This window comes from Sinorhizobium sp. P24N7 (genome assembly GCF_042436655.1).
In the GTDB taxonomy this organism is placed as follows: Bacteria; Pseudomonadota; Alphaproteobacteria; order Rhizobiales; family Rhizobiaceae; genus Sinorhizobium; species Sinorhizobium meliloti_A.
Genome location: NZ_JBHMIW010000003.1, coordinates 345,472 through 361,640, shown reverse-complemented (window position 1 = coordinate 361,640; position 16,169 = coordinate 345,472). Strand labels below are relative to the sequence as shown.

General features: G+C 59.1%; 14 protein-coding genes and 1 pseudogene. 12 read left to right on the top strand and 3 right to left on the bottom strand.

All coding sequences use genetic code 11. From position 1 onward, the window contains the following. Nucleotides 1–793: 793 nt before the first annotated feature. The 8 genes from ACFHWW_RS06885 (at nucleotide 794) to ACFHWW_RS06850 (ending at nucleotide 10,729) form a co-directional block, all read left to right on the top strand. The gene (locus ACFHWW_RS06885) at nucleotides 794–3,145 is read left to right on the top strand and encodes an ATP-dependent endonuclease (RefSeq protein WP_379937766.1); all 2,352 of its coding nucleotides are present in this window, start codon (nucleotides 794–796) and stop codon (nucleotides 3,143–3,145) included. Beyond that, nucleotides 3,142–5,019 carry a UvrD-helicase domain-containing protein gene (locus tag ACFHWW_RS06880; RefSeq protein ID WP_379937765.1) on the top strand — a complete coding sequence of 626 codons (1,878 nt, stop codon included), beginning with the start codon at nucleotides 3,142–3,144 and terminating at the stop codon, nucleotides 5,017–5,019. The genes ACFHWW_RS06885 and ACFHWW_RS06880 overlap by 4 nt, the downstream gene beginning before the upstream one ends. A gap of 567 nt (nucleotides 5,020–5,586) precedes the next feature. Next, nucleotides 5,587–7,320, top strand: a complete 1,734-nt coding sequence (locus ACFHWW_RS06875) for a retron Ec67 family RNA-directed DNA polymerase/endonuclease (protein ID WP_379937764.1) — start codon at nucleotides 5,587–5,589, stop codon at nucleotides 7,318–7,320. A gap of 509 nt (nucleotides 7,321–7,829) precedes the next feature. Then, entirely contained in the window at nucleotides 7,830–8,087 is a 258-nt protein-coding gene (locus ACFHWW_RS06870; RefSeq protein ID WP_379937763.1) for a type II toxin-antitoxin system VapB family antitoxin, read from the top strand. Next, complete coding sequence (locus tag ACFHWW_RS06865) at nucleotides 8,084–8,485, top strand: type II toxin-antitoxin system VapC family toxin (protein ID WP_379937762.1); 402 nt, start codon at nucleotides 8,084–8,086, stop codon at nucleotides 8,483–8,485. Before ACFHWW_RS06870 ends, ACFHWW_RS06865 begins: the two co-directional genes overlap by 4 nt. Before the next feature lie 25 nt (nucleotides 8,486–8,510). Then, complete coding sequence (locus tag ACFHWW_RS06860; RefSeq protein WP_379937885.1) at nucleotides 8,511–9,686, top strand: site-specific integrase; 1,176 nt, start codon at nucleotides 8,511–8,513, stop codon at nucleotides 9,684–9,686. Nucleotides 9,687–9,779: 93 nt separating this feature from the next. Then, nucleotides 9,780–10,049 carry a hypothetical protein gene (locus ACFHWW_RS06855; RefSeq protein ID WP_379937761.1) on the top strand — a complete coding sequence of 90 codons (270 nt, stop codon included), beginning with the start codon at nucleotides 9,780–9,782 and terminating at the stop codon, nucleotides 10,047–10,049. Between the two features lie 440 nt (nucleotides 10,050–10,489). Further along, complete coding sequence (locus ACFHWW_RS06850) at nucleotides 10,490–10,729, top strand: hypothetical protein (protein ID WP_134953281.1); 240 nt, start codon at nucleotides 10,490–10,492, stop codon at nucleotides 10,727–10,729. A gap of 6 nt (nucleotides 10,730–10,735) precedes the next feature. On the opposite strand, the pseudogene repC reads toward ACFHWW_RS06850, so the two are convergent. The 3 genes and pseudogenes from repC to repA form a co-directional block, all read right to left on the bottom strand. Further along, nucleotides 10,736–10,909 (bottom strand): annotated as a pseudogene (gene repC / locus ACFHWW_RS06845) (replication initiation protein RepC); the annotation flags it as partial. 269 nt (nucleotides 10,910–11,178) lie between these two features. Then, entirely contained in the window at nucleotides 11,179–12,159 is a 981-nt protein-coding gene (gene repB / locus ACFHWW_RS06840) for a plasmid partitioning protein RepB (protein WP_379937760.1), read from the bottom strand. Between the two features lie 69 nt (nucleotides 12,160–12,228). Continuing rightward, nucleotides 12,229–13,440, bottom strand: a complete 1,212-nt coding sequence (repA, locus tag ACFHWW_RS06835; RefSeq protein WP_379937759.1) for a plasmid partitioning protein RepA — start codon at nucleotides 13,438–13,440, stop codon at nucleotides 12,229–12,231. A gap of 471 nt (nucleotides 13,441–13,911) precedes the next feature. Between repA and traI the strand changes: the two genes are divergently transcribed. Genes traI through ACFHWW_RS06815 form a run of 4 tightly spaced genes read left to right on the top strand, consistent with a single transcriptional unit; the run spans nucleotide 13,912 to nucleotide 16,169 of the window. After that, nucleotides 13,912–14,532, top strand: a complete 621-nt coding sequence (traI, locus tag ACFHWW_RS06830; protein ID WP_379937758.1) for an acyl-homoserine-lactone synthase TraI — start codon at nucleotides 13,912–13,914, stop codon at nucleotides 14,530–14,532. Between the two features lie 9 nt (nucleotides 14,533–14,541). Beyond that, nucleotides 14,542–15,507: a P-type conjugative transfer ATPase TrbB gene (gene trbB, locus ACFHWW_RS06825; protein WP_379937757.1), complete on the top strand. Its 966-nt coding sequence runs from the start codon at nucleotides 14,542–14,544 to the stop codon at nucleotides 15,505–15,507. A 46-nt stretch (nucleotides 15,508–15,553) separates the two neighbouring features. Beyond that, a complete protein-coding gene (locus tag ACFHWW_RS06820) occupies nucleotides 15,554–15,877 on the top strand; it encodes a TrbC/VirB2 family protein (protein ID WP_379937884.1) in 324 nt (107 codons plus the stop codon). Further along, the gene (locus ACFHWW_RS06815) at nucleotides 15,870–16,169 is read left to right on the top strand and encodes a conjugal transfer protein TrbD (RefSeq protein ID WP_379937756.1); all 300 of its coding nucleotides are present in this window, start codon (nucleotides 15,870–15,872) and stop codon (nucleotides 16,167–16,169) included. The genes ACFHWW_RS06820 and ACFHWW_RS06815 overlap by 8 nt, the downstream gene beginning before the upstream one ends.

The window sequence follows — 16,169 nt, the reverse complement described above, 5'->3', positions numbered from 1 at the left end:
TCTCCTTGAGGACGAGTATGAGGGGGACGAGTATGATCCGGAGCTGCTATAGCCGCTGCCATACCCGCCGTAACCGCTATAGCGGCCATAGCGGCCCCCGCATGCAGGACAGTCGGCTGCGGCGGCCGATGAGCGATGGCCCCTTGCTGGTGCAGTGCATCTAGCCATGTCTTTCGTTCTCCTTCACCAATCCGTAGCTCGCTGAGCCAACGCATTCAGGGTCGGTATGTGAACATCCCCGATCGCCGGGCCGCATCTTAGGGGCCATTGATTTGCCTGCACTCCTGCGCGATTCTCTGTCACCAGACCATGCTCGGAATGAGCAGCTCCCGTGTCAAGATACTTCCCCGTTCTCAGATGATTGAAAAAGTTGCAAAGCGGGTGAGCTCTGATGGTACTGCGAAAAAGTTGGGACTTCGCCTGATCTCGTTGACTACCGCCTAACGCGCCTTGCTCTCTGGCGGGATCATGTGGGGACGACGGTCACACTGGCGCGTAAGTTGTCCAACCTTATCGGGCCCCAACATAATGCCCGCTGTCCCTGAGACGTGAGCTGAAAGCCGACCTTCAGCTTCCGGCCCCTCTCGTGCCACCGGGCACCGGGGTATGGGGGCGTCTGTTCGGCAATCACACCGGCCGGCTTGGGAGCAGGATCCAACGCTCTCAACTTGATCCCTTTTGACCTAAAACTCGGCCATTACAATGCTCGTAAAGCAAAGCGAAAAAAGCTAATAAACGAGTCGTACCGCGAGTCCGTGTCGAGGACCCGCATCGCACGGATCGGGGGGTGAGGATGCATTTGAGGAAGCTGGCTATCCGCAACTTTCGACGGTTGCGTGAGGTGGTCATCGATCTCGCTTCTGACATCTCCATCTTCGTCGGCGCCAACAACAGCGGCAAGACATCGGTCGGCCACGCACTTCGGCTCTTCACCGGCCATGGGCGCTTCGACATCCACGATTTCAGTGCCGAGCTGTGGCCCGGCATCATCGCATTCGGTGCAGGCGAAGAGGGCGCGGCTCTGCCGACCATCGAAGTCGACATCTGGCTGGAGATCGGGGCCGAGGACATCCACCGCGCCATTGACCTGCTACCGAGCCTCGCCTGGGACAGCACACTCGTCGGCATGCGGGTCGCCTATGCGCCGATTGACCCCGATGATACGCGCGTCCGGTTCAACGAGTTCCGCCAACGCGCGCTTGCAGCAGTCGAAAAGGATGAGCACGGCGTGCCGGTGTTTGATCCTGCGCCACGCCACCTCCGCGATTACCTGCGCGATAATCTTAGCAACGAATATGAACTGCGCTACTTCGTGCTCGATCCGGCACAGTTCAACCCCAACATGGTCGCCGAGGCCGGCTATTCGCCCGCGTCACTTGCGGGTCGTGATCGCAGCGGCCGCGAAATCCTCAACAGCATCCTGCGCATTGATTTTCTGGATGCCCAGCGTCACCTGTCCGACAGCTCCGGAGGAGGTCGAGCGGAAGACTTGTCACGTGTCCTCAGCCGCTTCTACGGGCGCAATCTCGAGCAGAAGGGCGACGACCTCGAGGCACTTCGTGCACTGTCCGAGTCGGAGGTCGCGCTCAATCAGCATCTCGAACGGGTGTTTGAGCCGACCCTCGAGAGTCTTGCCAAGCTCGGCTACCCCGGACTCGCCAACCCCCGGATGATGATTCGCTCCGCACTCGATCCGGTGCAAATCATGAGCGGTCGTGATGCGGCGCTGGTCCACTATGCGCTCGGGCCCGACGATGGCACGCCCAATCCCCCGACACTGCCGGACCGCTACAACGGGTTAGGTTTCAAGAACCTCATCTTCATGGTGGTCGAACTTCTCGACCTTCACGCGCAGTGGCTCGCTATCGAGGACAGCCGTCCGCCGGTTCATCTGATCTTTATCGAGGAGCCAGAGGCGCACCTGCACGCCCAGCTCCAGCAGGCCTTCATCCGCAAGGTGATGGACATCCTCGCGCTCAAGGGCGCCGACCAGGCCGCCTATACAAGCCAAGTCGTCGTCACCACGCACTCGACCCCTATCCTCTACGAGAGAGGCTTCCGACCGATCCGCTATTTTAGGCGAAACCGCGCGAATGCCGCTTCAACGTCCGACGTGCTCAACCTCTCGATATTCTACGACAGCACGGACCCCGACACTCGTACCTTCCTTGAGCGCTACCTCAAGCTTGCGCATTGCGATCTGTTCTTCGCAGACGCCGCCGTGCTGGTCGAAGGCAATGTCGAGCGGCTACTTCTGCCGCAGATGATCGAAACCGCTGCGCCGCGGCTACAATCGTCTTATCTCACTATTCTCGAGATCGGCGGCGCTTTCGGCTACCGCTTCCGGGCGCTGATCGAATACCTCGGACTCACCACGCTCATCATCACGGATCTCGACAGTGTGTTCGGTCCGGTGGCTCAGGCCGATGGCAACGGGGCCGCCGAGATCGAGGCCGGTGGGGTTGTCGAAGAGGGCGGAGATGCGGCGCAGGGAGACCCGGAGCTCGTCGAGGAGGAGGAGGATGAGGACGAAGACGCGGCCCCGGCGGCAGCGGAGAAGCCGGGCAAGGCCTGCATCGCCGGACATCCGGGCGCTGCGACGTCCAATCAGACTTTGCTGCAGTGGCTGCCGAAATGCGCGACCGTCGAGGCACTTTGGGCTGCGACAGCCAGCGACAAAATCCAGGCGCGCGTTCACGACAATGACGCCCTGGTCCGGGTGGCCTTTCAATGCTGCACTGATGTGACTTGGGGCGGAGAGACGGCCGCACTTGCTGGACGAACGCTCGAGGAGGCCTTCGCGCTCGAGAACATCGAGTGGTGCCAGCACAAGGATCGCAGGCCGCTTCAGCTACGGATTGCGAAGAACGACGAGAAAACACTGGCCGAGCTGGTCGCCCGGATACACAAGCGCGTGCAGGCGAAGAGCTTTAGCAAGACAGACTTTGCTCTGGCGCTGCTCGCTGAGGATCCAACAAACTGGGTCGTGCCGGAATATATTGCGGACGGCCTGCGCTGGCTGGAGGCCGAAATCGCGCCACCCGAACCCGAGCCTGGTGACGCTAACGTCGAGCACATCGAAGCGGTCGGCGAGGGTGCGGAACAACTCGCCGCGCCCGAGCCTGGCGATGGTCTTGCAGCATGACCAGTCGCATCGGGAGCCCGGACACATCCGCTGATGTCGAGGTCCGCGAATGTCTCGACCGGGAAGTCCCGCGATCCTTCGTGATGGTCGCAGGGGCGGGCTCGGGCAAGACGACCTCGTTGATCAAGGCGCTCGAACATCTAGGGCGGACCCGTGGCCCGGCCTTGCGGCGCGCGGGGCAGCAGATCGCCTGCATCACCTACACTGAGGTCGCGGTCAGTGAAATCTCCGGGGACGTAGGACTCTCGCCGCTGTTTCACATTTCCACGATCCACAGCTTCCTGTGGTCAGTGATCCGGCCATTCCAGGGCGACATCGCAACGTGGGTCGGCATCCGCATCGGGGAGAAGATCGCGGAGCGGCGAGAGCATTATGAGAAGCCGCGCACGCAGGCTCGCACCAGGGCACGGCTCGAGATCGAAATCGCCCAGCTTGAGGCACAACTGGAGGCGATCGCAAGCGTTGAGAAGTTCACTTACGGTACCGGCAGCAGCTATGCGGAGGGCATCCTCGGCCATGACGACGTCCTGAGACTGACGCCCCACTGTGTCGAGGCCCACTCGCTCCTGCGCCGGGTGGTGGCCAGCCGCTTCCCATTCATCTTCGTCGACGAAAGCCAGGACACCAATCCGGAAGTCGTCGAAGCATTGCGCTCGATCGCGGCCGAGCAGCCGCGGATGTGCGTCGGCTTCTTCGGCGATCCGATGCAGAAGATCTACATGAGCGGAACTGGCGCCGTCCCGCTCGGTGATGACTGGGCCGAGATCAGCAAACCTGAGAATTTTCGTTGTCCGACCTCGGTCCTTGGCGTCGTCAACGCAATCCGTGCGACCGGCGACGGTCTCGTCCAGACGCGCGGACGCACGGTTAAGGTCGGCGAAGTCGAACAGCACGTGGACGGCACGGCCAACCTTTTCGTTCTTCCGGCTGACGATCAGCGCAGTGCTCGCCTCGCCGCAATCCGCACCTGGCTCGCAGCAGAAACCAACGACGAGCTCTGGCTGAGCGACGTGTTCGAAGGCGATGTCCGTCTGTTGGTGCTTGTACACCGCATGGCGGCCGTCCGGCTGGGCTTCCCGAACCTCTACTCCGCGCTCAACGACCACGCACCGACAAGCTTGGCCGAGGGCCTCGCGGATGGGTTCGCCTGGCCACTGCGATCCATTTCACAGCAGATCCTGCCAATGGTCACGGCAGCGCGGGAAGGCGACCGCTTCACAGTCATGTCGATCCTGCGGCTCGCCAGCCCCAAGCTGGAACCCGAGCGCCTGCGCGGCCAGCCCGCAGCGCCCGTGCTGACCGGTCTGCAGCAGGCGCTCGATTTCCTTGTCGCGATGCTTGCCGACGGTTCGCAGGTGACAGTGGGCGAGGTCATGCGGCATATCCGGAACACCGAATTACTTCGGCTTGACGATCGCTTCGGGCCGCACCTGGTTGACGAGCCGGTGGACGACGGCAGCACGGGCTTCGCGAATGTTCAGGCCTTCCTCGCCTGTCATGTTGGCGAGCTCTGGGCCTATCGCCGCTACTTCACCGAGGAATCGCCGTTCGCGACCCACCATGGCGTAAAGGGTGCGCAGTTCGAGCGGGTGCTAGTGGTGGTGGATGACGAAGAGGCGGCGTTCCACCAATATTCCTACGGAAAATATTTCGGCTACGTGCCGCTTTCTGACAATGACCAGGCCCGGATTGATGCCGGCGAGGAGACGGTACTCGATCGCACCCGACGTCTCTTCTACGTTTGCTGCTCACGCGCCGTGAAGGACCTCGCCGTCGTGCTGTTCGTGCCCGACGTACCCGCGGCACTCGCAGCCATCACAGAGAAGAACTTGTTTCCGCAGGCCTCGGTTAGGGGCGTCGAGGCTCTCGCTTGACCAAAGGGAAGTGAGGCCGCGCCAGCCTCGGCTGCGGCGTGGTGAGCCTAATTAAAGTGAACAGGTGCGCATGGCATGTGGGTGACGTCTCCGAACACGTAGTTCATCTCACTCGCAACGCCGGCAACGTTGGCACGGCCTGGGGCTTGGTTGGCTCGAAGCAAGATCGCGGTTCGGAAATGGCCGACGGTTTCACGGTGGTTGTCTGACAGGGTACTGAAGTCCCTCCACAGGCTGCAAGGAACTTAACTGAAATCGACGCTAACGACCTAAGCGGACGTTCGAATCTGATCTCGCGCGGTTCCATGAGAAGGGGTGTCTTTCGTCTAACTTGTGGATATCCAGACTTTAAGCACGCGACTAAGTCTTGGAAATCGCAACTCGAAATGATAGCGCTAAATCAGGTCTTGCAGGCAGACTTGTTGTCCGGGTTCGAGACATAAGCATTTAAAGCTAGGGGAGCTCTTGTGCTTCCCTGTTCCATACTGCGGTTACTGGACCTACATGATGGTTCATCGCCGTGTTCGCGTAAGAGTGCCTGCAAGACCTTTTTGCCCGAGATTTTGATTGAGTTATTTAGCGAAATTGAAAGCGACCAAAGATCGTAAAGATCTTGCGAGATTGCTAGGTTTCACGCCGAGTGCAATGACTTCAATCATTTATCAGACAACGCCAGCGGCGAAGTATACGGAATTCGAAATTCCAAAGAAGTCTGGCGGCAAACGAGTTATTAAAGCCCCGATCCCAAAACTTAAAAAAGTCCAAACTCATCTTGCGCATGTTCTCTACGCATGCCTCGCCGAGATTGAACAAAACCTCAACGCGAAATCCGTGTCGTATGGATTTCGAAAAGGGCGCGGGATTAGCGGCAACGCAAAAATCCACAAACGGAAGCGTTTCGTCCTGAACTTGGACCTCGCCGACTTTTTCCCCACCTTCAACTTCGGGCGAGTTCGTGGCTTTTTCCTGAAAGACAAGTCCTTCGCGCTGACAAACGAGGTAGCAACAACCATTGCCCAGATAGCGTGTGATGGTACCGCCCTTCCTCAGGGCAGTCCGTGCTCTCCAGTGATCTCGGAATTGATCTGCCACATATTAGACGTCCGACTTCTGCGCCTCGCAAGAAAGTATGGCCTACGATACTCGCGCTATGCTGACGACATTACTCTCTCAACGAACCGAAAAGAGTTTCCGTCTGAGATTGCATCGGTGAACAAAATTGACCCGTCCACCTGGGTTATTGGAAAGGAACTAGCAAGCAGAATAGACGATTGTGGTTTCGTCATTAATTTGACGAAGACGCGTATGCACTGTCGGGGTAGCCGTCAGATGGTGACGGGCCTAGTTGTGAATGAAAAAGTGAACGTTCGCAGCGAATACTATCGGAACGCCCGGGCGATGTGCGACAGCCTTTTTCAGAAGGGTACCTATTTTCACTCTCACCAGCCGCCCACAGTTGCTGGAGGGTCGCCAATCCCAAAGGTCACGGATAACCTTGCTCCATTGGAAGGCATCCTCAACCACATCTACTCAGTAACTCAGAAGGAAGAGCGCCGATCCGTACAAGATCAGCGTTTGGAGCCACGCGCCATCCGAGCGCTCTATCGTCGCTTCCTTTTCTACAAGCGTTTCATTGCGCTAGATGCTCCGCTGATTGTTACGGAGGGAAAGACAGATCCCGTCTACCTTCGTGAGGCTATTAAGCACCTCCCCACTTGGCATCCGCTTTTGGGGCAACCAACAGCGGATGGCTTCAAATTCTCACTGTCATTTTTCAACTACGGCGGAAAATCACATGAGATCATGGATCTCGGTGGCGGAACAGGGGACCTAAAATCCATACCCCTCGACTACCTGCGAAACCTAGACTCATCTAAGTCTGACAGAAAGCCGATGCTGCATAAGCCGATGAAATTCCCGGTCATCATGGTTCTCGATAACGATGATGGGTTGGGCGACGTAGCGGGGACCATCAAGAAGAACTTCAACGTTGGGATGTCTGTAACGAGCACCCAAGACTTCTATCACGTCTGCGACAACCTTTATGTGGTCAAAACGCCTGAGGCGAGTGGCAAAAGCTCGATGGAAAGCATGTTTCCTAAAAGCTGGACCACGATCGTGCTCAATGGCAAAAAGTTTAATCCGAGCAACAAGATTGACATTACTAAAGAATACGGGAAGGAAATTTTTGCCACCAACGTCGTAAAAGCCAACGCTGCCAAAATCGATTTCAGCGGCTTTAACCCTTTGCTCGAACGGATCGCTAAAGTCCTCGATCATTACGCGCCACCAGCGCCGTGAGCTTTTTCGTTCCCTAGAGGCTCGTACACGCCCGAAATCTCCCCCCTTCCTCCCTTCCTCTGGGCCTGTCGTCCTGGCACTCTCTCGGCGATCGCCTCGGCCGCCCGGGTGGGTCATTGCGTATCCCAGTGATGCCGGACGGTGATTCCGATCAGAAGCCGGACAGTCGCCGCTGGAGACTACGGCGTCATCTGCACTTCGGGACGATACGATCAGCGTTACGGGGCAGATCGACCATCAAAGCAGCAAGGTCACCTATCTGCCCCGGTTATCCCCGTCAAAACCTCGGTTGATCGAATTTCCGTTTCGTTAACCATATGAATTGACGCCTGAAATGCTCCTATACGGAAATTATCGCCATATTTACTTCCGTCATGCGGATGCCAGTTTCCGCGCCTTGTCACTATCGATAGGGACCAAGTATCGATAGTGAGCCATCTGATAGTGATTTTCTTGCCATCTCAGGCCAAAATCGCTATCTTCGATGGGATTTCAATCGAGGAAACGCAATGTCCGAACCGCAGCTCTCCGTCCGCAGCACCAAGGCCAGGGATCTGGCGCACGCGCTGGCGCGCCGCACAGGTCAGCCGATCAACAGGCTCGTCGAGCTGGCGCTCGAGCACTATGATCAGGAACTGCGCCAGAAGTCTGCTCGGCCGCCGATCGATGTTCTGTCGGATTTGATGGCCGAAGGCCGGCGCGCAGTGCCGGCTGGCACGACATCCGCGCATGACGATTTCTACGACGAACACGGTTTGCCGCGATGATCGCTGTCGATACGTCGGCCATTCTGGCGATGGCGCTGGCAGAGCCGGAGGCCGAACGCTTCACCGCGTTGGTCGGTCGGGAGGCGGTCGCGATCGGCTGGCCGACCTTGCTCGAGACGCGAATGGTGCTGACCGGCAAGGGATTTCCCAACTCTTCGGACATTGTCGATCAGCTTGTCCAGCTACCCGACGTCACGGCGATTGGTTTCGACGAGGCGCATTACCGGGAAGCGGAACGAGCGTTCGACCGCTTCGGTAAAGGTCGCCATCCGGCCACGCTCAATATGGGCGACTGTTTTTCCTATGCTGTTGCGAGGATCGCCAAGGCGCCGCTGTTGTTCAAGGGGAACGATTTTGGCCAGACGGACCTGAAAATTCACCCGGCATCATCCGGTTGAGGGACAATTGCCGACCAAGCCCGAAATGATCGACAAACATAGAGCGGCGGAATCGGACAGCCAAGCGGTCCACCGCCGCGCCGAAGAACTCGACGCGCTCGACGCCATACTGCCCTTCGACCGCCGCGACCAGCTCGCCGCGCGGCTGACTGACGACGACGTCGCCACACTCAAGCATCTGGCTCAGGAGGGCATGGGCGAGAATACGCTACGCGCGCTGGCCTCCGATCTCGGTTACCTCGAGGCCTGGTGCCGCCTTGCCACCGGCGCTCCCCTCCCCTGGCCGGCGCCGGAAAGCTTGCTCCTGAAATTCGTTGCCCATCACCTTTGGGATCCGGTCAAGCGCGCTGACGATCCGTCCCACGGCATGCCGCCGGACGTCGAGGCCGGATTGCGCGGCGACGGTCTGCTCAGGGCCGACGGTCCGCACGCGCCAGGCACCGTGCGCCGGCGGCTGACCTCCTGGTCGATCCTGACCCGCTGGCGGGGTCTGACGGGCTCTTTCGGCGCGCCGTCGCTGAAGAGCGCGCTCAGGCTGGCGGTGAAGGCCAGCAGCCGGCCGCGCCAGCGCAAGAGCAAGAAGCCGGTGACCGTCGATATCCTGGCAAAGCTGTTGCAGGCCTGTGCTGGCGATCGGCTGGTTGACCTCCGCGATCAGGCGCTGCTCCTCACCGCCTTTGCTTCCGGCGGCCGCCGCCGTTCGGAAGTGGCGGCGATGCACGTCGAGGACCTGACCGACGAGGAACCAGTGAGCGCTGATCCCGCCGACAAGGACTCCCCTCCCCTGCCCTGCCTGTCGATCCGTCTCGGCCGCACCAAGACGACGATCGCCGACGATGACGAACATGTGCTGTTGATTGGCCGTCCGGTGACCGCCTTAAAAAGGTGGCTGGCTGAAGCGCAAATCAAGGACGGGCCGGTGTTCCGGCGCATCGATCAGTGGGGCAACGTGGACCGGCGGGCGCTGACGCCACAATCCATCAACCTGATCTTGAAAGCCCGCTGTGAACAGGCCGGCCTTGATCCGGCGCTGTTTTCGGCGCATGGCTTGAGATCCGGCTATCTGACCGAGGCTGCCAACCGCGGCGTTCCCCTCCCTGAGGCGATGCAGCAGTCACTGCATAAGTCGGTGACCCAGGCGGCCAGCTATTACAACAACGCGGAAAGAAAGAATGGACGGGCGGCCCGGCTGATCGCCTAAGTTCGCCGGAGTCGATCTCCTCACCTGCGATCCTTGTTTCGCAAACATCGCGGCGGTATGTGTAGAATTCCAGGTGTTCTATGGTTCAGGAAGTTGTCGATCGTTGCAGTAAAGGTTCTGTCCACTGTCAACGCCCCTTACGGGACGACCCTTTCGGCTGAGCAGCTGGCGGCGAAGATTTCCGGTCCTGCCAGCGCAGTCTCTTTCGATCCTTCAGCATTTTCCTTCTTTTCCGAGGTCGACGAAAGTCTTCAGATCTCGTTCCTGGACGAAATGCACGTTGATCCCATGGCCGCCTCCGATCTGGCGCGGAAGTTCTCGGCACTTGCTGGCTATCCCCTCCCTTTGGCGCGGGCGGCGTAGTTGGTCGAACATCCGGTCAGCAGATGGAGCGACCTGTTTGAATAGGCTTGCCGCATCATCGATCAAACAAACTCCGAACTTACTAGGATCGACAGTTGGACTTTTGGGGGCGGTACCGCCCTGATGCTCGATCGATCACCGTGAGAGTTTCGACGTCGACATTTTCCTCGATGATCCGCAACTTCTACCATACCTGAATCCGAAGACACAGGGATACGCCCTCGACATCAACCCTGACGACTATGAGTCCGATGGATCGCGGACATTGAAGATTGTTTTCGAGAACGTTGGCGAAATCGACTTTATCTGTGCCCCTAGCCTGACCGGCAATCCGACGGTGAGAGCGGAGGTGCGCGGACGATACGTTCTGCTCGAGACCCCCGGCGAGATCATCGCCAAGAAGGTTTACTACCGAGGCGCCGCGATGCAGCCCCCGCGACATGTTCGACATCGCTTGCGTCATGAAAACTCACGGCGTGGAGTACCTCGATGAGGCCTTAAAGGCCTTTCAGGATAAATGCGAGGCGGCGCTGAAAGTTGCTCGCCAGATGAACCCGCAGTTCGCGGAAACCATAATGACGAGACTTCTGTACCGAGAGAGCTTCTCCGATATTCCGCGCGTGGCTCAGTCAATGACGATTGAACTCCTGGAAACCATCTGCACTGGCGCAAAGACGTAGGGAGCGCTACGAAGCCTTACGGCCCGGGGCGCCGTTCGCCCGCAGCAACGCCATCAGCAGCGAGAATTCCCCTCGCCGCGCCCTGCCCGTCAGATCGCGTAGATAGCCGCCGGCGGAGTTGATGTGCCCATGCCTTTCGAGGATGCACGCAACCACGGTTCCGGCGTTTTCCTGTCCGAGCGTCGTCGACCGACTTCCCAGGCTCGATGTCGCGGGGGATGAACTGGCCTGCCAACATGGCAAGAGTCATCGACCGCCGCCCAAGGGGCGTCGTCACACTTCCACTCTCCGTTTTCCTTCACCTTCGATAAGGCAAAAGAAAGCAGCTCACCAAAAGCGGTGCCAAGGACTCTTGACTGCGATTCGTGGAAATGCGATTCTCGATCTTGCTACAAATCTGAGGAAGGCTTCCACGGCTTGTTCGTTGGGGGCTTTTTTCTTTTGCGCCTTTAATCTCCCTTATTCACCTCTTTCGACACGAACTCGGCATAGAGCCGGTCCAGATTGTCTGAGAGGAATTGACCAAACCCGCTTGCATTCTTCGCCTTCAAGGAAAGCGTGAACGCCTTGCCGGTGTTAATATACTGCGCCGACACGGACCTGTCGGCCGGCTGCCATGAATCCTTGGTCCCAGCCACCACCTTGCGGACCGGCTTGCCGGTCCTGTTGAGGCCGTTAAAAAGCGCGTTGAACCGATCGTCGCTTGCCAGCGACGAAAACACCGCAGCCTCGACCAGCTCTTTCACCTTTGTATCGTTCGCCGCCTTACCGACGAGCAGCGAAAGCTCGAGCCATCGCTCTCGACCGATCGAGGGGGCAGGTCCAATCGCCTGGATCACGGCCTGCGGTATGCGCTCGGCGACCGACATCATCTTCGAGACAGCTGCCGCATTCGCCGCAAGCGCCGAGGCGATGTCCGAACGATCGTAACCGAGATCGGCCAAGCGCTTCGCAAACGAGGCGCGCTCGATGAAGGTCAGGTTGGCCCGCGCCGAATTCTCCTGTCCCTGGGCGATGACATGGGTGCGGTCGTCGAGCGTCTTGACGACCGCCTTCACCTTCCGTCCAAGTTCCTTCGCCGCGCGAGCGCGCCGATGACCAAAAACGATCTGATAACGATCGGCGAGGTTCGGGTGAGGGCGCACAAGGATCGGGCTGTCCTGCCCTCGTTCGGCAATCGCCTGCTTCAGTTCCTCGAACTCCTGCGAGACGTCTTCCATTCGGTCGGAAACGAAGGAGCTTTCGATCGTCGTCGGATCCAGCTCAACCACGGCTTCACCTTCGAGAAACTTCTCCGCCTGCTGGGCAAGTTCACCCAGCGAGCGGACCATGCTCTTCGAGGCGCCGCGCATCGGATAACTCGTCGCGATCTCCGCCGGCGTGTCCTGCGGGGTATCGACTAGCCCGGCCAACAGGTTCTTTCTCGCCATCAGATTACTCCGTAAGGCCCCAAAGCCTTGTAAGAAAATGCAATTTTGCCGTTTTTGTCAGCTGACAACTCACCGCCCCCACGATTGATGCACGAGACCGGCAATTTCCGCGTTGACCGCATTCAGCGACTCCATCGCGCGCTCGTAAGTCGCCCGCGTCATCTGGCTCTTGTCGACCTCATAAAGCGTCTGCTTGGTGATCCCGGCATCAGATACCGCGGTGGATTTCAGCATGTGATTCTTCAGAACGAACTGATGAAAAAGCGTCTGCATGAAGCCGACCATCTGCGCCTGCGGAACATCCATCGGTTCATAACGCGTGATCAGATAGCGGTACCATTCGAGATTGACCTCGGCGCCCGCTTCGCGAATGGGTTTCAGGATCCCCCCGAGCATCAGCAGGAACTGCCCCATGGACATGACGTCGAGCATCTGCGGATGGATGGTGACCAGGACGCTTGTCGCCGCGGTAAGCGCCGTGATCGTCAGATAACCGAGTTGCGGCGGGCAATCGATCACAACGACATCATAGCGATCGTCGACCGCGGCGATCGCTCGCGAGATACGAGTAAAGAAGGTCTTGCCGGCATTCGAGCTTTTGTCCGTCATGGCAAGCGGCGTATCGTACTCGAACTCCTGAAGCTCCAGGTTGGCCGGCACGATGTCGAGGCCAGGAAAATTCGTCGACTGGATGATGTCGGAGATAGGGCGCCTGCTCTCGTCATAGCGGATCGCTTCATAGAGAGATAGCGACATATCGAGCTCCGGTTGGAACCCGTGAAGCGAGGAGAGGGAGGCCTGAGGGTCGAGATCGATCGCAAGCACCCGGTGGCCTGTCAGCGCCATGTATTGCCCCAGATGCGCGGCCGTCGTTGTCTTGCCGGATCCGCCCTTGAAATTAACGACGGCGATCACCTGCAGCTTCTCGCCCTTGCGCCGATGCGGCACATAGTTCTTCGTTTCCGAACGACCGTGCTGATCGAGGTACTGCCTCAGTTCCACCATCTGTTCGGCCGTGTATGACCGCCGGCCAGAGGAAGACGTTTGGGGGATGGGGCCTTTCCCTTCGAGATGAAGCTTTTTCAGCGTGCTCTGGGATACGCCGAGATACTGAGCGACCTCGGACAATGAGAACGGACGCAGCGTCTTCTTGGCGTTCGGCGGGAAACGTTGCATGCTGAGCAAATGCAGCTTCTTCGAAATCAAATCGCCTTGCTCGAGGATATGGTCCTCGAAATGCATGAGCTGCGCAGCGGCAACGGATTGCGAATTAGCGTTCATGGTAAGGGAACTCTCAAATAACGGTTTTCGGGCCAGATGGCCGAAGTAACCGTTATAATGGCCGATTCTCTCCGGGTGACAAGCGAATTAGGGTTAACGAGCCGCTAAAATGGCGCCGCCAGCACGCCTGCGTTCATCTGGCGTCGCTCATAAAAGACGAACGATTCCCGGAATTTACCTGAACACTTGCGGTCGAGCGCGCACTAGCACTTTTGTGTGTGTAAAACCAACGCGTGCTATCGCTGGGGCTGAGCATGCACTCAACACGCATTTCGTCGCGACTCACGCGACCACGCGAGCGATGCGCCCTCATGATCGATTCGCCGGCAGCGCGGATCCAGTTATCCCTGTGGTCGGGCAGCCGTCCCTTGCACCCATCTGAAACCAGCGCAGCACTCGCACTTTTGCGAGTAGAATGAGCGGCGTCGATCCCGCACATCTTTCAAAAGCAAGCAGCGAAAGAGGGGATCGATGAAGGTTATTGCATTGAGATCGCCGGCATCGGCGCGTGAAGCTCGGCTCGTTGATGAGATGTACAAGCTGAGGGCCCGCGTGTTCGGCGAGCGGCTCGCATGGAACGTCGCGATCCGACACGGCCGTGAGACCGATGAATTCGACACGTTGAACCCGACCTATATCCTAGCCGTCACGCCGGCTTCACAGGTAGCCGGATGCGCCCGATTGCTTCCCGCAACCGGGCCGACGATGCTCAGCGAAACCTTCCCGCAGCTTCTGGCGGGCGGAAAACTCGCTTCCCACCCCCAGATGGTTGAGAGCTCCCGTTTCTGCGTCGACACGCTGCTCGATGGATGGGCAGGCGGTCCGATTCGTGACGCGACCCGCGCTATGTTCGCAGGTATCATCGAATGGTGTATCCGTGAGGGATTCACAGAGATCGCGACCGCCACCGACGTAGTGCTCGAGCGCATTCTCAAGCGTTCCGGCTGGCCACTTGAGCGGCTTGGTGAGCCTATGTTGATCGGCAAGACGCTAAGCGTTGCCGGTGTCCTGCCCACAAACCAGGCAGTCTTCGAACGTCTCAGGCCTCACGACTACTCTTCCGAGTTCGATTTTTCATGCAGCGCGGCGTGAGGACGTAGGATGAGAGAACAGCGTTCACGTCCTCGTCTGATCAGAAAACTACAAGACGCGTTCGGGGAGAGCCTTTGCGGGGCACTCGATGATCCCTGCGTCATCGAAATCATGGCCAACCCTGATGGTCGCGTATTCATAGAGAGCCTTGGTGTTGGAATCGTACCGGCCGGGGAAATGCTGGGCGCCGCAGCCGAGATCATCATCGGAACTGTCGCTCATGTGCTTGAGTGTGAAGTCGATGCCGATCATCCAATCATATCCGGCGAGTTGCCTATCGGCGGCCATCGTTTCGAGGGTCTTCTGCCACCCGTCGTTTCGGCGCCATCCTTCACCATCCGGCGGCGCGCCTCGCGTCTGATCCCCCTTGATGAATATGTGGAAAAGAACATCATGACGGCGGCTCAGGCGTCCTTGGTCCGCAATGCCGTGCGGTCCCACCTCAACATTGTGGTTTCCGGCGGAACCGGATCGGGCAAGACGACACTGGCCAACGCCATCATCGCCGAAATTGTCGAGCATGCGCCCGACGACCGCCTCGTCATTCTTGAAGACACCGCCGAGATCCAGTGCTCAGCAAGCAACACTGTCGCTCTGCACACAAGCGATGGCGTTGACATGGCGCGGCTCCTGAAAAGCACGATGCGGCTGCGACCCGACCGCATCATCGTCGGAGAGGTTCGCGACGGTGCTGCCCTGACCCTGTTGAAGGCATGGAACACCGGCCACCCCGGCGGGCTCTGCACCATTCATTCCAACACTGCCAAATCGGCCTTGCGGCGACTTGAGCAGCTCACAGCCGAAGTCAGCCAGCAGCCGATGCCGAGTGTCATCGGCGATGCTGTCGACGTGATCATCTCGATCGAACGTACACCGAAGGGGCGCCGAGTCTCGGAGATCCTGCACGTGAGCGGCTTCAGCGATGGCCAATACCAGACCAAACCCTTTGGAGAGGAAGAACGTAATGCGGCTTGACCGAAAGAGGACTTCCGTTGGCCTCGTCGCCCTTGCATCGAACGTCATGATGACGCCCGCGCTCGCCAGCTCCGGCGGCAACCTGCCTTGGGAAGGTCCGCTCGAGCAAATCCAGGAATCGATCACCGGCCCCGTTGCCGGCTACATCGCGCTCGCCGCGGTGGCGATCGCCGGCGGCATGCTCATCTTCGGCGGCGAGCTCAACGACTTTGCCAGAAGGCTCATGTATGTCGTCCTCGTCGCGGGCATCCTGCTTGGCGCAACACAAATCGTGGGCCTGTTCGGCGCGACCGGTGCGTCGATCGGACTCCCCAACCGGCAAGTCACAACAATCGGTGTCGACGGGCGAGGGGAGGCGGCTAATGGCTGAGTTCTCGTCCGGCCTGCGGCGCAACCGCATCCACCGTGCGTTGTCGCGTCCGAACCTCTTCCTGGGTGCTGACCGGGAGCTGGTGCTGATCACGGGGCTCGCCGCTGCTATCCTGATCTTCGTGGTGCTCACGGTCTATTCGGCGCTCTTCGGCGCCGCCGTCTGGATTGTGATCGTCGGCGCGCTGCGCATGATGGCGAAGGCCGATCCGCTGATGCGCCAGGTCTATGTGCGGCACATGTCCTACAAGCCCGGCTACAGGGCGACCACGTCGCCATGGCGCCGATACTAA